Annotated in this window: 12 protein-coding genes and 1 pseudogene; 8 read left to right on the top strand and 5 right to left on the bottom strand. The window is 71.5% G+C overall.

Features of this window, described 5'->3' with window-relative positions:
- Window positions 1-65: 65 nt before the first annotated feature.
- Both ACZ6TD_RS45980 and ACZ6TD_RS45975 read right to left on the bottom strand, forming a co-directional pair.
- Window positions 66-1,175, bottom strand: a complete 1,110-nt coding sequence (locus tag ACZ6TD_RS45980; protein WP_471347941.1) for a M20 family metallopeptidase — start codon at window positions 1,173-1,175, stop codon at window positions 66-68.
- A gap of 32 nt (window positions 1,176-1,207) precedes the next feature.
- On the bottom strand, window positions 1,208-2,245 hold the full coding sequence (locus ACZ6TD_RS45975) for a LacI family DNA-binding transcriptional regulator (RefSeq protein ID WP_471347939.1): 1,038 nt from the start codon (window positions 2,243-2,245) through the stop codon (window positions 1,208-1,210).
- Between the two features lie 155 nt (window positions 2,246-2,400).
- Here ACZ6TD_RS45975 and ACZ6TD_RS45970 point away from each other — a divergent pair, with 155 nt between their 5' ends.
- The 4 genes from ACZ6TD_RS45970 to ACZ6TD_RS45955 are packed head-to-tail and all read left to right on the top strand — an operon-like array spanning window position 2,401 to window position 6,015.
- The gene (locus tag ACZ6TD_RS45970; RefSeq protein WP_471347937.1) at window positions 2,401-3,285 is read left to right on the top strand and encodes a BtpA/SgcQ family protein; all 885 of its coding nucleotides are present in this window, start codon (window positions 2,401-2,403) and stop codon (window positions 3,283-3,285) included.
- Window positions 3,282-4,220 (top strand): carbohydrate kinase family protein, encoded by a 939-nt coding sequence (locus ACZ6TD_RS45965; RefSeq protein ID WP_471347935.1) that lies wholly within the window; start codon window positions 3,282-3,284, stop codon window positions 4,218-4,220. The genes ACZ6TD_RS45970 and ACZ6TD_RS45965 overlap by 4 nt, the downstream gene beginning before the upstream one ends.
- Before the next feature lie 14 nt (window positions 4,221-4,234).
- Window positions 4,235-5,245 (top strand): substrate-binding domain-containing protein, encoded by a 1,011-nt coding sequence (locus ACZ6TD_RS45960; protein ID WP_471347933.1) that lies wholly within the window; start codon window positions 4,235-4,237, stop codon window positions 5,243-5,245.
- The gene (locus tag ACZ6TD_RS45955) at window positions 5,245-6,015 is read left to right on the top strand and encodes an ATP-binding cassette domain-containing protein (RefSeq protein WP_471347932.1); all 771 of its coding nucleotides are present in this window, start codon (window positions 5,245-5,247) and stop codon (window positions 6,013-6,015) included. Before ACZ6TD_RS45960 ends, ACZ6TD_RS45955 begins: the two co-directional genes overlap by 1 nt.
- 18 nt (window positions 6,016-6,033) lie before the next feature.
- On the opposite strand, the pseudogene ACZ6TD_RS45950 reads toward ACZ6TD_RS45955, so the two are convergent.
- Window positions 6,034-7,242, bottom strand: a pseudogene (locus tag ACZ6TD_RS45950) (RNA-guided endonuclease InsQ/TnpB family protein).
- A 161-nt stretch (window positions 7,243-7,403) separates the two neighbouring features.
- On the opposite strand from ACZ6TD_RS45950, the gene ACZ6TD_RS45945 reads away from it, so the two are divergent.
- From ACZ6TD_RS45945 to ACZ6TD_RS45930, 4 genes are read left to right on the top strand one after another with little or no spacing between them, the layout of a single operon-like run.
- The gene (locus tag ACZ6TD_RS45945; protein WP_471347929.1) at window positions 7,404-8,423 is read left to right on the top strand and encodes an ABC transporter permease; all 1,020 of its coding nucleotides are present in this window, start codon (window positions 7,404-7,406) and stop codon (window positions 8,421-8,423) included.
- Window positions 8,420-9,475, top strand: a complete 1,056-nt coding sequence (locus tag ACZ6TD_RS45940; protein WP_471347927.1) for a phosphotriesterase family protein — start codon at window positions 8,420-8,422, stop codon at window positions 9,473-9,475. The genes ACZ6TD_RS45945 and ACZ6TD_RS45940 overlap by 4 nt, the downstream gene beginning before the upstream one ends.
- A 55-nt stretch (window positions 9,476-9,530) precedes the next feature.
- Window positions 9,531-10,277 carry a glutamine amidotransferase gene (locus ACZ6TD_RS45935; RefSeq protein ID WP_471347925.1) on the top strand — a complete coding sequence of 249 codons (747 nt, stop codon included), beginning with the start codon at window positions 9,531-9,533 and terminating at the stop codon, window positions 10,275-10,277.
- The gene (locus ACZ6TD_RS45930) at window positions 10,274-10,900 is read left to right on the top strand and encodes a TenA family protein (protein ID WP_471347924.1); all 627 of its coding nucleotides are present in this window, start codon (window positions 10,274-10,276) and stop codon (window positions 10,898-10,900) included. The genes ACZ6TD_RS45935 and ACZ6TD_RS45930 overlap by 4 nt, the downstream gene beginning before the upstream one ends.
- A gap of 141 nt (window positions 10,901-11,041) precedes the next feature.
- On the opposite strand, the gene ACZ6TD_RS45925 is transcribed toward ACZ6TD_RS45930, so the two are convergent.
- The gene (locus ACZ6TD_RS45925; protein ID WP_471347922.1) at window positions 11,042-12,577 is read right to left on the bottom strand and encodes an MFS transporter; all 1,536 of its coding nucleotides are present in this window, start codon (window positions 12,575-12,577) and stop codon (window positions 11,042-11,044) included.
- A complete protein-coding gene (locus ACZ6TD_RS45920) occupies window positions 12,574-13,128 on the bottom strand; it encodes a TetR/AcrR family transcriptional regulator (RefSeq protein WP_471347920.1) in 555 nt (184 codons plus the stop codon). The genes ACZ6TD_RS45925 and ACZ6TD_RS45920 overlap by 4 nt, the downstream gene beginning before the upstream one ends.
- Window positions 13,129-13,673: the final 545 nt, after the last annotated feature.

Raw genomic sequence — 13,673 nt, 5'->3', positions numbered from 1 at the left:
TTCCCTCGGCGCCGTGGTCCTCCTCTCCGCGCGGGCGGAGGTGAACCGTTCGATCGTGGCCCAGATCAGGGCAAGCGCCGCAGCAGCCGGTGCATCGCCTCCGCGGACTCGGCCATGGCGGCCAGCGAGCAGGATTCATCGGTGACATGGGCCTGATCCGGGTCGCCCGGTCCGTACACCACCACCGCCGGATCGCCGAGCCGGCCGGTCAGCACCGAGGCGTCGGTGAAGTAGGTCGCGTACTCGGCCGGGCGGGCCGAGGAGCCGGGGGCCAGGATCTCCCGCGCGGCGGCGGCAGCCGACGGGTCGGTGGCGACACCGGGCAGGTCCAGCAGCGGTTCGAGGCCGATGCCGTCGCCGCACAGCCGGGCGATCTCCGCGATCGCCTCGTCCCGTCCGAAGCCGGGAACGGTGCGCACGTCCAGCCGCATCTCGGCGCGGTCCGGCACCAGGTTGGGCTGCTCACCCGCGTGGAAGGTGCCGATGTTGACCGTGGCCGGGCCGTGGGTCGGGCTCACCGGCCAGGCACGGTGCCCGTGGATCCTGCTCGCCGCGGCGGCGAGCGCGGTGATCGCGTTGCGGCCCAGCTCCGGGCGGGAACCGTGCGCGGAGACCCCACGGGCCGTCGCGGCGAGCCACAACACGCCCTTGTGGCCGAGGACGGTCCGGTTGCCGGTCGGCTCGGCCACGATGAGCAGGTCGGTGGGGATGAGTGACGCCGCGTCGATCGCCTCGGCCCCATGGCAGCCGGTCTCCTCGCCGAAGGTGAAGATCAGCTGTACGGCGGTGTCCCGCGGGCTCTCCCGGGCGGCCCGTATCGCCGCCTCGACCTGGCAGGCCACGCCCGCTTTCATATCGCTGCTGCCGCGGCCGAGCAGCCGGCCGTCGCGCAGCTCCCCGCTCATCGGGTCGAACGACCAGCCCGACGGGTCGGCGGGCACGGTGTCCAGGTGTCCGGTGAAGGTGACCGGCACCCGTGGTACAGCGGGCCCGAACCGGGCGACGACGTTGGACCGGCCGGGTATCGGCTCCTCGACCCGGACGTCGAACCCCGCGCCGTCCAGCCGGTCCGCCACCAGTGCGGCGGCCGGTGCCTCCCGGCCGCCCCGGGTGTCGATCCGCACCAGCCGCCGTGCGAGGTCCGTCGCACCGCGCCATGTGCCCGCGTCGTCCATCGGGGTCCTCCCGGGGGTGTGGTGATGCGCCGTCATACGCGGTCCGGGGGCGCTTGCGTGGCCCGGGTGCTGTCGCGCACCACCAGGGTCGGCACGAGTGAGATACGCGCGTGCGGACCACGCTCGGCGTCCTTGGCCAGGCTCGCCGCGGCCAGCAGCCGTACCGCCTCCGCGGCGATCCGGTCGCGGGGCTGATGGACCGTGGTCAGGGCCGGCTCGGCCAGCCGGGAGAACTCGATGTCGTCGTAGCCGGTCACCTGCACCTGCTGGGGCACCGCGAAACCATGGGCCCGGCAGGCGCGGGTGGCCCCGAGCGCGATCAGGTCATCGGCGCATACGAGCGCGTCCGGAAGGCCGCCCTCCGCGATCAGCCGGGCCACGGCGGCCTCGCCCCACTCCACGCTGTAGTCCCCGAGCAGCACCTGGCCGGGGATCACCTCGATGTTCAGCTCCTCGGCGCGCCGCCGGAACCCGGCGAACCGCTGTTCCGTGGAGGAGTGGGTCATCAGCGAGCCGATGAAGGCCGCCGACCGCGCCCCGCCGTCGTGGAGGTGGTCCATGACCTGCCGCATCGCGGCGATGTCGTCGACGCCCACCCAGTCGGTGGTGGTGCCGTCGACGAATCGGTCGAGCTGGACGAGCGGCAGCCGGTCCGCGGTCTGCTGCACGGCGGGCCGGCTGTCGACGCCGTGGCTCGGGCTGACGATGATGCCGTCGACGTTGCGCGCGGCGAGCGAGGCCAGCCGGCGCGCCTCGATCCGCGGGTCGGAGCGCGCGTCGCACAGGAACAGCTCCTTGCCCTCCTTCCCCAGGGCGTGTTCCACGCTCTCCACCAGGGAGGTGAAGAACGGGTTGGTGATGCTGGGCACGACCATGCCCACGGTGTCGGTACGACTGTTGCGCAGTGCCCTGGCGATGACATTGACCTGGTAGCCCAGGTCGTCGGCGGCGCGGCGGACCTTGCGTTCGACCGCGGCCGAGACCTGGCCCCGGCGGGAGAGCACCCGCGACACGGTGGCGGTGGAGACACCGGCCCGCTCGGCGACCTGAGCGATCGTGACCCGTTGCAATCGATTACCTTCCTGCCGGGAAACCTGGCGGTCACATGGCTCCAACGCCCATGTGACCTGGCGCGTTGAATCAGCATAGAGCCTTGACACGGCACCTGACCCCTGCCTACGGTCCTCCGCAACTCAGCTGTAATCGATTGCATTGAGGTGGCGCGATGACGACGTCCGGGAGCACGAGCGACCTTGGGGTGTTCCCGCCCCGGCCGAACGCGATCAAGGAGCTGTTCGGCACCCCGAAGGTCGTCATCGGCGTGGTGCACCTGCCGGCGCTGCCCGGCAGCCCGCATTACGAGGGCGCCCCGCTGGACGAGATCTGCGCCTTCGCGGTCGAGGAGGCGCGGGCCTATCTGGAGGGCGGCTGCCACGGGCTGATCGTGGAGAACCACTGGGACATCCCGTTCCTCAAACCGGGCGAACACGGTTATGAGACATCGGCGGCGATGGCCGTGGTGACCGACCGGGTGCGGCACGCCGTGCTGGAGGGGGCCGGCGACAGGCTCGGGGTCAGCGTGCTGTCCAACGCCGCCGAGTGCGCCATCGCCTCCGCCTGGTCCGGCGGCGGCGGATTCGTACGGGTCAACCAGTGGGCCAATGCCTATGTCGCCAACGAGGGCATCATCGAGGGCCAGTCGGCACACGCCAGCCGCTATCGCAGCCGGATCGGTGCCGGCCCGGTCAAGGTCTTCGCCGATGTGCACGTCAAGCACGGTTCGCACGCCATCGTCGCCGACCGCACACTGGCCGAACAGACCGAGGACGCCGAGTTCTTCGGCGCCGATGTGCTGATCGCCACCGGCTCCCGGACCGGGGACGCCGCCTCGCTGGAGGAGGTCGAGGGCATCTCCGCCCACACCACCCTGCCGGTGGTGATCGGCTCCGGTATCACCGCGGGCAACATCGGCTGCCTGCTGCCCGCCTGCGACGGGGTGATCGTCGCGTCCTCGGTGAAGGACAACGGCCGCTGGTGGGGCCGGGTCGACCGGGCCAAGGTCCGCGAGCTGACCACCGCGGCGGCCAGGGCCGGAGTGGTGCTCCCGTGATCGTCTTCTGCGGGTACGCCAACATCGACCTGACCGTCGGTGTGCCGGCGCTGCCCGCTCCCGGTGACCGTGTGCAGGCGACCGCCATCCGCCACGGCCACGGCGGGATGGCCGCCAACGCCTCGGCGGCCGCGGCCCGGACGGGAGCCGACGCGTGGTTCGCCGGTGTGGTCGGACCGGAGCCGCGGAGCACGGCGTTCCTCGCCGCACTCGCCGCCGACGGGGTCCGCACCGACTGGACCGCCCGCACCGGCACCCTCACCACCGCCGTCGTGCTGCTCACCCCGGACGGCGAACGCGCCGTCATCAGCCAGGACGACGAACTGGACGCCCGGCACATCGTCCGTACGGCACGGGCCGCGCGCGAGGCCGGGGCGGACTGGCTCTACCTCGACGGCTACCGCTTCCCCGAGGCCGCCGCCGCACTGGCCGAGGCCGCCGCCGACGCCCCGCCCGGGACACCCGGACCGGGCCTGGTGGTGGACCTCGACGGCTGCCACCGGGCGGAGGCGATGCGCACCGCGCTGTCCGCGGCGGATCACGCCGTCGTCGGCCGGCCGCTGGCCGTCGCGCTGCTGGGCGGGGAACCGGCCCTGGTCCGGGCCGCCACCGACATGGACGTCCATCTCGTCGTGACCGATGGTTCGCGCGGCTGGACCCTGCTGACCCCGGCCGGTGAACGCCACGACGGTCCGGCGATCGAGGTCGACGCGGTCGACGCCACCGGGGCCGGAGACTGCTTCACCGGCGCGTACTGCGCCGAACTGGACCGGGGCCGGTCCCCGCTGGAGGCGGCGCGCTTCGCCGCCGTCGCCGCCGGCCTGTCCTGTACCCGGCCCGGCGCCCGTGACGGGCTGCCCGACCGGCGGGCCATCGACTCCTGGCTCGCGGCCCACCCCACTCCCGGAACCCCGGAGCCGACCCGCACCCAGTAGGACAAGGAGAGCAGATGCGCCAGAAAGTGACGGCCGTGGTCGCGCTGGGCCTGCTGCTGACGACCGTCGGCTGCGACACCCAGGCCCGCCGCGAGATGGCGGCCGAGAAGAAGACCACCGAGCAGGGCCCGCCGCCGCCCGCGGAGGTCGCCCGCTCCTGTACCGTCCGCGGCCACGCTCCGAAGATCGGTATCGTGCCCATCAACCTCCAGGCGCTGTTCTTCAACCAGATCAACACCGGCGCCCGGACCGTGGCCCGCAAGGCGGGGGTGAAGACCCAGGTCGTCAACGGCAACGACGACTCCGCCACCCAGGCCAACGCCATCGACGACCTGGTGGCCAACCACTACGACGCCGTCATCGTGGACGCGGTCGACACCGAGGGCATCAAGCCCGCCATCCGCCGGGCCAAGGCGGCGGGCGTACCGGTCGTCGCCGTGGACGCCACCGTCGACGACCCCGCGGTCTCCGTCCAGGTCGGCGTCGGCAATGCGGAAGGCGGCCGGCGGATCGGCGAGGCCCTGCTGAAGACGGCCGGCAACCGCGGTGGGATCGGCGTCGTCGGCGCGCTCAACAGCACCATCCAGAACGAGCGGCAGAAAGGATTCACCGCCACCGTCACCGCCAAGGGCATGAAGATCCAGAACGTGGTCGACGGCCGCAACATCCAGGAGAACGCCCAGACCGCCGCCGAGAACCTGCTCACCCGCGACCCCGGCCTGAAGTACGCCTACGCCACTGGCGAGCCCGCCCTGATCGGCCTGGCCGCCGCCGTGGTCAGCCAGCACCGCACCAAGGACCTCAAGGTCGTCGGATGGGACCTGTCCAGCCAGGCCGTCGACGGGCTGCGGGCCGGCTGGATCACCGGTGTGCTGCAGCAGAACACCTTCCGGTTCGGCTACGAGGCCATGAATTCCGCGATCGACCTGGCCTGCGGCCGCACCACCCGCCGACAAGTGCCCGTTCCCACCCAGTTGGTGACCCCGGACAACGTCAAGGACTACCTCTACTACCTGGAGAAGTGATGGGCGAGAGCGCGCTGGTCTCCCTGCGAGGAATCACCAAATCGTTCGGCGCCGTCCGCTCGCTGCGCGGCGTCGACCTGACCCTGGCCCCGGGCGAGGTGCTCGGCCTGGTCGGCGACAACGGCGCCGGGAAGTCGACCCTGATGAAGGTCCTGGCCGGTGCGGTCCAGCACGACGGCGGGCAGATCTCCATCGACGGCCGCGACGTCCGCTTCACCAGCCCCGCCGACGCCCGCCGCGAGCGGGTCGGCATCGTCTACCAGGACCTCGCTCTGTGCGACACCCTCGATGTGGCGAGCAATCTGTTCCTCGGCCGTGAACCGCGCAGAGGCCCCTTCATCGACCGCGCGACGATGCACGCCCGAGCGGCCGAAACCCTCTCCGAACTGCACGTCCGGGTGAAATCCACCTACCAGGAGATCGGCGAGCTCTCCGGAGGGCAGCGGCAGGCCGTGGCGATCGCCCGTGCGGTGTCGTTCGGCCCGCGCGTGCTGATCCTGGACGAACCCACCGCCGCGCTCGCCGTCGCCGAGGTCCGGCAGGTGCTGAAGATGATCCGCGACGTCGCCGCCCAGGGCGTCGGCGTCATCCTGATCACCCACCGGCTGCAGGACCTGTTCGAGGTCTGCGACCGGATCACCGTGATGTACGAGGGACGCAGCGTCGAGGACGCCCCGATCTCCGATCTCGACATCGAACGGCTCGTCGCCATGATCACCCGATCCGGCGCCACGAACGGCGGGCCCGGCACCGAGGAGGAGGTGGCCTGATTTGACTTCCTCCCCTATCTAAAGGTGGGGGATTCCAGCGGTCACCCGCTGGGTTTCCTGCTTCACCGACGACCGCCCCGTCCGGGAGGACTCCCGTTGAGGTCTTACACCGTCTCCACAGGCAGACGCCGCCAGCCCGGCGGCCAGGATGTTGCGTGCCGCGTTCACGTCGCGGTCATGCACGGTGCCGCAGTCACACGTCCACTCGCGGACGTTCAGCGGCAGCTTCCCGCGGACCGTCCCGCAGGCCCCGCACAGCTTCGAGCTGGGGAACCAGCGGTCGACCGTCACCAGTTCGCGCCCGTACCAGGCGCACTTGTACTCCAGCATCATGCGCAGGTCCGCCCAGGCCGCATCCGAGATGGCGCGCGCGAGGCGGCCGTTCTTCAGCAGGTTGCGGACGGTCAGGTCCTCGATCACGACCGTTTGGTTCTCACGGACGAGACGAGTCGACAGCTTGTGCAGGAAGTCGCGGCGCCGGTCGGTGATCCGCGCGTGCACGCGGGCGACCTTCCGGCGCGCCTTCTCCCGGTTCGCGGACCCCTTTGCCTTGCGGGACAGCTCCCGCTGCGCCTTCGCCAGGCGGGCTCAGTCGCGCCGTTCGTGTCGGGGGTTGGCGATCTTCTCCCCGGTGGACAGGGTCACCAGGGAGGTGATCCCGGCGTCCAGGCCGACGCCCGCACTCGTGGCGGGGGCAGGGGCGATGGTGTCCTCGACGAGCATCGCCACGAACCAGCGGCCCGCGCTGTCGCGGGACACAGTCACCGTCGTCGGCTCCGCATCCTCCGGGAGGGGACGGGACCAGCGGATATCCAGCGGCTCGGCCATCTTCGCCAGCGTCAGGCGCCCGTCGCGCCACTTGAAGGCGCTGCGGGTGTACTCGGCCGACGCGCGGGACTTCTTCCGCGACTTGTACCGCGGGTACTTCGCACGCTTGGCGAAGAAGTTCCCGAACGCCGTCTGAAGATGGCGCAGCGCCTGCTGGAGCGGGACGGAGGACACCTCCGAGAGGAAGGCGAGTTCCCCGGTCTTCTTCCACTGCGTCAGCGCGGCGGAGGACTGCACGTAGGAGATGCGGCGCCGCTCGCCGTACCAGGACCGCGTGCGCTCCTCCAGCGCCTTGTTGTACACCAGGCGGACACAGCCGAACGTGCGCGACAGCTCAGCCGCCTGCTCGTCCGTGGGGTAAAAGCGGTACTTGAACGCCCGCTTGACCTGCCGCGTCATGCCTCACAATCTATCAGCTCCCTTGTGAGTAGCGGATGTCGGCCGGATCTCCCTGGACGCCGAATCGCCCTGACGGCGATTCGGCTTTCCCAGCCCTGCTCCGCAGGAGCTTCGTTTCCTCCCCCGGCTGAAGCCAGGGGTATCCACCAAGGAGAACCCCGATGAGCGCCGACACCGCGATGCGCACCACCGCCGTACTGGGCCGGCCCCCGGGCCGCTGGCAGCGCGCCAACAAGGCCACCCTGGCCATGCTCGGCGTGGGCGTCGCGCTCTTCCTCGGCTTCGGCATCGCCGCCCCCAACTTCCTGACCTTCACCAACCTGGCCAACCTGGCCACCCAGGTGGCGATCACCCTGATCGTGGCGGTCGCCATGACCTTCGTGATCAGCACCGGGCAGATCGACCTGTCCGTGGGGTCGATCCTCGCGTTCACCGCCACCTGCACCGCCGAGATGCTCCAGGCCGGCTGGGACTCCTCCGTGGTGATCGTCGTGGCGCTGCTCGCCGGGCTCTTCTGGGGCGCCGTCAACGGATGGCTGTCGGCTTATCAGAAGATCCCCCCGTTCATCGTCACCCTCGCCACCATGTCGGTCGTCCGCGGCCTGGCACAGCTGTGGACCAAGGGGTTCTCCGTCCCCATCGACGCCCGGCTCTTCGTCGCCAAGCTCGGCGACGCCTCCTTCCTCGGGCTGTCCGCACTGGCCTGGATCGCCCTGGCCACGGTCGCCGTCGGAGCGGTCCTGCTGTCGAAGCTGCCGTTCGGCTCCTACGTCAACGGCATCGGCTCCCAGGAGGAGTCGGTACGACGAGCGGGGGTGAACACCGCCCGGATCAAGATGGTCACCCTGATGCTGACCGGGGTGGCCGCCGGTATCGCCGGGCTGCTCACCGCGGCCAGGCTCGGCTCCGGCTCCGCCAACTCCGGACAGGGCTTCGAACTCACCGTGATCGCCGCGGTCGTGCTCGGTGGCACCAATCTGTTCGGCGGCCGGGGCACCGTGCTCGGCACCGTCATCGGCGCCCTCATCACCGGGGTCATCGCCAACGGCCTCAACCTGCTCGGTGTGAGCCCGTTCCTCACCCCCATCGTCACCGGACTGGTGCTGCTCGCCGCGATCTGGCTCAACCTGCGCGGCCGGGCGATGGCCGATCTGTTCGCCCATCTGACGAGCCGCTCATGAGCGGCCCCGCCCCCCGCACCGTGACCACGGTGACCGGACCGGTGCCGAGCACCGGGCTCGGCCTCACCCTCACCCATGAGCATGTGCGCAACGACGTCCGCAAGGCCGTCACCACCCCGGCCGACCCCCGCCTCGGTCATCTGCGCGACGCTCGCACCACACCCGAACTGGCCTGGCTGCTGCGCGAGCAGCCCTACGCCTGCCTCGACCACTGTGTACTCGACGACACCGAAGGGATGCTGGCCGACCTGCGCGCGTTCGCCGCCGGCGGGGGCGGCACGATCGTCGACGTCACCCCGGGCGGACTGGGCCGCGACCCGGCGGCGCTGCGCGCGTTCTCCGAGGACAGCGGCGTACGTGTGGTCATGGGCAGCGGCTGGTACCTGGAGCCCTACCATCCCCGGCCGCTGTCACCGGCGGACGAGCCCGGCCTCGCCGCCGCGTTGCTGGCCGAGTTCACCGAGGGAGCCGACGGCACCGGGATCCGGCCGGGCGTCATCGGCGAGATCGGGGTCTCCCCACGGTTCACCGAGGGTGAGCACACCGCGCTGCGCGCCGCCGCGCGCACCCAACGCGAGACCGGTGTCCCGCTCTACGTCCATCTGCCCGGCTGGCAGCGCCGCGCCCACGAGGTCCTCGACCTGGTACTGGGAGAGTACGGGGTGGCGCCGGCCGCCGTGGTGCTGTGCCATATGGACCCCTCGCACGCCGACCCGGACTATCAGCGGTCGGTGGCCGACCGCGGCGTCTGGCTCGAATTCGACATGATCGGCATGCCGTTCCGCTACCCCGGCGAGGGGCAGTCCCCGGCACCCCACGAAACCGCGCACGCGATCGCCGGGCTCATCGCCCGCGGACACGGCGACCGGCTGCTGCTCAGCCACGACGTGTTCCTCAAGAGCATGCTCACCGCCTACGGCGGCAACGGCTTCCGCTATGTGCCGGAGCTGTTCCTCTCCCGGCTCGTCGAGCACGGCGTGCCCCGGCGGACCGCCGCGGACCTGCTGCACACCAACCCGGCCCGGCTGTTCGAGCACGCCGCCGCGTCCTGACGTCCTGACCACCGTCCCGGCGTTTCGCCCCATCCCCGTTACGAAGGAGCACCTTGTGAGCCGCGTCCTGATAGCCGGTGAGAGCTGGATCTCCCAGTCCACACACATCAAGGGGGTCGACTCGTTCACCACCAGTACCTATGTGACCGGCGTCGAGCCGTTGCGCCGGGCGCTGGAGGACCGCGGGCACGAGGTCACGCACCTGCCCGCGCATCTGGTACCCGGGCAGTTCCCGGGCGATGCCGAGGCGCTCGCCGCCTACGACGTCGTCATCCTCTCCGACATCGGGGCGAACTCCCTCCAGCTCTCCCCCGAGGTGTTCGAGCGGGGCACGCCGGGGGCCGACCGGATCGAGGCACTGCGCGGATGGGTCGGCGACGGCGGCGGGCTGCTGATGGTCGGCGGCTATCTCTCCTTCACCGGTTTCGAGGGCAAGGCCGCCTACCGCAACACCGCGCTGCACCAGGTGCTGCCGGTCGAGCTGCTGCCCGAGGACGACCGCGTCGAACTCCCCGCGGGCGGCCACCCGTCGGCCATCGGTACCGGCCATCCCGCCCTCGGCGGGGTGACCGGCGAATGGCCGCCGCTGCTCGGCTACAACCGCGTCCGGCCACGTCCGGGCGCCGAGGTCCTGGCCACCCTGGGCGGCGACCCCCTGGTGGCGGTGGCCGAGTACGGCGCGGGACGCTCGGCGGTCTTCACCTCCGACTGCTCCCCGCACTGGGCGCCCGCGGCGTTCTGCGAGCAGTGGGACGGCTACGCCCGGGTCTTCGGCGGCCTCGTCGAATGGCTTACCCGGTGAGCCGGTCCGAGCGGCTCCTGAAGGCCGCCGCCCCGGTCATGGAACGGGCGCTGCGCATGCGCTTCGTCACCGAGGTCACGGCCGGCACGATCAGCGACGCCGACTACGCCGACTACCTGGAGATCGAGGCCGCGTTCGTGGAGACGGCCACCCGGCTGCACGGACTGGCCGTATGGGGCGCCCCCGACCGGACGGCGCTGGAGCGCAACGCCCGTGCGGTCCACGCGCTGACCACCACCCAGGCGGACTACTTCCGCGAAGCCCGCGCCGCCTGGCCCGTCCCCGCCCGGCCGGACGCCGCCCGGCGGGCCGAGGTGCTGTCGCGGTACGCACTCGACGCGGCGCGGGAAGGCGGCTACCCGGCGGTGATGACCATGCTGTTCGCCGCGGAGAGCCTCTACCTCACCTGGTGCACCCGGGCACACGAGCGCGGCGCCGTCCCCGACGGCGCGATGAGCGCCTGGGTGGCGCTCCACGCCGACCAGGAGTTCCGGGACGGGGTACGGGCCCTCGCGGCGGAGGTCGACGCCCTGCCGGACGACATCCCCCAGGAGCGGCTGGCCCGCTGGTTCACCGGCATGCTGGAGGCGGAAATCGCCTTCCACGACGCGGTGTTCGGATGACCGGGCCCCGGCGGGGACCGATCCCCCGACCGGGCTGCTGAGCCGGGCGAGGCGTACCCGTCGTTCGGTGCGGGGGGGGGGGAGCCCGCTCGTAGGCCCGTCAGCCGAGCCCCCGATCGGGGGCATGGAGTCGTGGCCAAGCTAGCCGTCCAGTCGCTGACGGCGCAGCAGGAACCACGCCGCTACCGCGGTCGCCAGGAGCACGCCCGCACCGACGCCGGCCGCGATCCGCAGGCCGTCGACGAACGCGTCCCGCGCCGTGGCCAGCAAGGCCGTGCCCGTCTCGGGCGGTAGCGCGGCGGCCGCCTCGACGGCGCCGCCGATCGAGTCGTCCGCCCTCTCGGCCGCCGGGCCCGGCACCCCCACCGGCGGGGTGAAGCCGCGGTAGGCACCGGTCACGATGGAGCCGAGCACGGCGATGCCGAGCGCCGCGCCCAGTTCGTACGCGGTCTCCGATACCGCCGACGCCGCTCCCGCCTGGTTCTTCGGCACGGTGGAGAGGATGACGTCCGCGGTGACGGTGAACGCGAGGCCCGCGCCGACACCGACCACCAGCAGCACCGCTCCGAGGAGCGGGTAACCGGTATCGGTGCGCAGCCAGAGGAGAGCGGCGAGGGCGAGCCCGATCGCCGCCAGGCCGCCTGAGACCACCGCCCGTACGGAGAAGCGGTGGGCGGCGCGTCCCGCCAGCAGCCCTGCCACCACGGCTCCGGCCGCCGTGGGGAGTTCGGCGAGTCCGGCCTCCAACGGGTCCCGGCCCTGCACCAGTTGCAGGTACTGCGACAGGAAGAAGACCAGCCCGGAGAGGCCGAGGACGGTGAACATGTCGGCGAGGACCGCGCCCGAGAAACCCCGGTGCTGGAAGAGCCGCATGTCCAGCAGGGGGGCGGGGAGCGTCAGCTGCCGCCGCACGAACCATCCCAGGGCCAGCACCCCGACCGCGCCGGTGGCCGCGATGTCCCCGCGCACCCCGTACACCGCCGTCTCCTTGACCGCGTAAACGATGCCGACCATGCCGATGAGGGAGAGCAGCACGCTGGGCAGGTCCAACGGGCCGGGCGCCGGGTCACGCGACTCGGGGAGCAGCTTCGCTCCGACGAGCACGAGAAGCACCATGACGGGGAGGTTGATCAGGAAGACCGAGCCCCACCAGAAGTGTTCGAGCAGGAAGCCGCCGAGGACGGGGCCGACGGCCATGCCCGCCGAGGCTGTCGCACCCCAGATGCCGACGGCCAAGCTGCGCTCCCGGGGGTCCTGGAAGAGGTTGCGGATGAGGGCGAGGGTGGAGGGCATGAGGGTCGCGCCCGCGATACCGAGCAGCGCCCGCGCGCCGATCATCATCTCCGCGCTCTGCGCGTACGCCGTCAGCGCGGACACGGCGCCGAAGGCAACCGAGCCGCCGAGCAGCAGCTTCTTGCGGCCGATGCGGTCGCCGAGGCCGCCCATGGACACCAGCAGGCCCGCGATGACGAAGGAGTATATGTCGCCGATCCACAGCAGCTGGGTGCCGGAGGGTTCGAGATCCTCGCTCAGGAACGGGGTCGCCAGCCCCAGGACGGTCGCGTCGACGGCGACCAGGAGGACGGCGAGGACGAGTACGGCGAGGGCCAGCCAGCGGCCGGGCCGCGGGTGCGTCTCCGCGCTCTCTTCCCTGATCTCGACGGGGCTCCCGCTCATGCGTCCCCGCTCCCCCGCCGCGCGCCGCCGAGCAGCAGCTCCAGCACCATGTACTCCACGTCCTTGGCGGCGAGCCGCCCGTCGTAGACGCCCCACGCGGCCGACGCCATCAGCCCGTACATGGCCTCTGCCAGCCACACGGGTGTCAGGTCGATGCGAAAGTTCCCCTGCTCCTGGCCGCGCCGGAAGAGCGCGGTCAGGCGGGCGTCGAGCCGCGCCCAGCCCGCGTTGACCTCCTCGCCCTCGAAGAGCTGGTTCTCGCCATAGAGAAAGGCGAGGAAGCCGGAGACCGGCTGAAGGGCCGCCACGACCCGGCGCAGCGCCTCGACCGCGTCGCCCTCCTCGATGCGGGCCGTGTCCAGTGCCGCCTCGAACCGCTCGATGCCCAGCTCCTCCAGCGCCCGGATGAGCGCGTCGCGCCCGGCGAAGTGCCGGTGGAGCGTGGCGCGGCTGATCCCCGCCGCCTTGGCGATGTCGTCCATCGAGGCGGTGGCCCTGCGGGTGAGCAGGGCGGCGGCTTCACGCAACACGTCGTTCCGGTCAAGAGACATGCGACAACCATAGCTTGAATGAGACAGTAATGTCTCATACAAAACTGGGTAGCCTCACCTGTCGCCGCTCACTGGCGTTTGTCGACGGCATGCTGACCTCCCGGACGCTCAGGTTCCTCCTCCGCCGTCTCAGACAGCCGCCGCTTCTCGTGCGCGGACCTCGCCGGTGGCCCGCACGCTGCCCCGCTCCTCGCCCCAGCGGACCACGGCCCGGGGAGGGATCATCCGGCCGAGCGGACACCCCGACGATCGGAACGCCGGCAAACGACCCGAAAGTGCGGCGGCTCAGGTAATGCGCCGGCGGGTCCACGGAGCGGACCATCGGAGCCGGACTGCTGCCGCCTCCGATGTGGGGGCGATGCTCAATACCTGTGGATCACTCCTGACGGAGGGAGGCGTACCTTCCTGATGGATCGATCGATAGGTCATCGAGCAAGGCCGACGTCGCAGCGTCGGTCGGGAGGGCACGCCCGTGCTTACGGCAGTCAACGATGACGGCACTGCGCCAAGCGGCAGTTCGCCGCTGGATGAGATTGTCCGGGAAG

The sequence above is a fragment of the Streptomyces yongxingensis genome, assembly GCF_055597465.1.
This window is presented reverse-complemented; position numbering and strand designations above follow the sequence as displayed.

Excerpts from the sequence above, each read along its gene's own strand:
- ACZ6TD_RS45980 (WP_471347941.1), bottom strand. The coding sequence starts at position 1,175 with ATGGACGACGCGGGCACATGGCGCGGTGCGACGGACCTCGCACGGCGG.
- ACZ6TD_RS45940 (WP_471347927.1), top strand. The coding sequence starts at position 8,420 with ATGAGCGGCCCCGCCCCCCGCACCGTGACCACGGTGACCGGACCGGTG.
- ACZ6TD_RS45945 (WP_471347929.1), top strand. The coding sequence starts at position 7,404 with ATGAGCGCCGACACCGCGATGCGCACCACCGCCGTACTGGGCCGGCCC.
- ACZ6TD_RS45960 (WP_471347933.1), top strand. The coding sequence starts at position 4,235 with ATGCGCCAGAAAGTGACGGCCGTGGTCGCGCTGGGCCTGCTGCTGACG.
- ACZ6TD_RS45955 (WP_471347932.1), top strand. The coding sequence starts at position 5,245 with ATGGGCGAGAGCGCGCTGGTCTCCCTGCGAGGAATCACCAAATCGTTC.
- ACZ6TD_RS45970 (WP_471347937.1), top strand. The coding sequence starts at position 2,401 with ATGACGACGTCCGGGAGCACGAGCGACCTTGGGGTGTTCCCGCCCCGG.
- ACZ6TD_RS45920 (WP_471347920.1), bottom strand. The coding sequence starts at position 13,128 with ATGTCTCTTGACCGGAACGACGTGTTGCGTGAAGCCGCCGCCCTGCTC.
- ACZ6TD_RS45925 (WP_471347922.1), bottom strand. The coding sequence starts at position 12,577 with ATGAGCGGGAGCCCCGTCGAGATCAGGGAAGAGAGCGCGGAGACGCAC.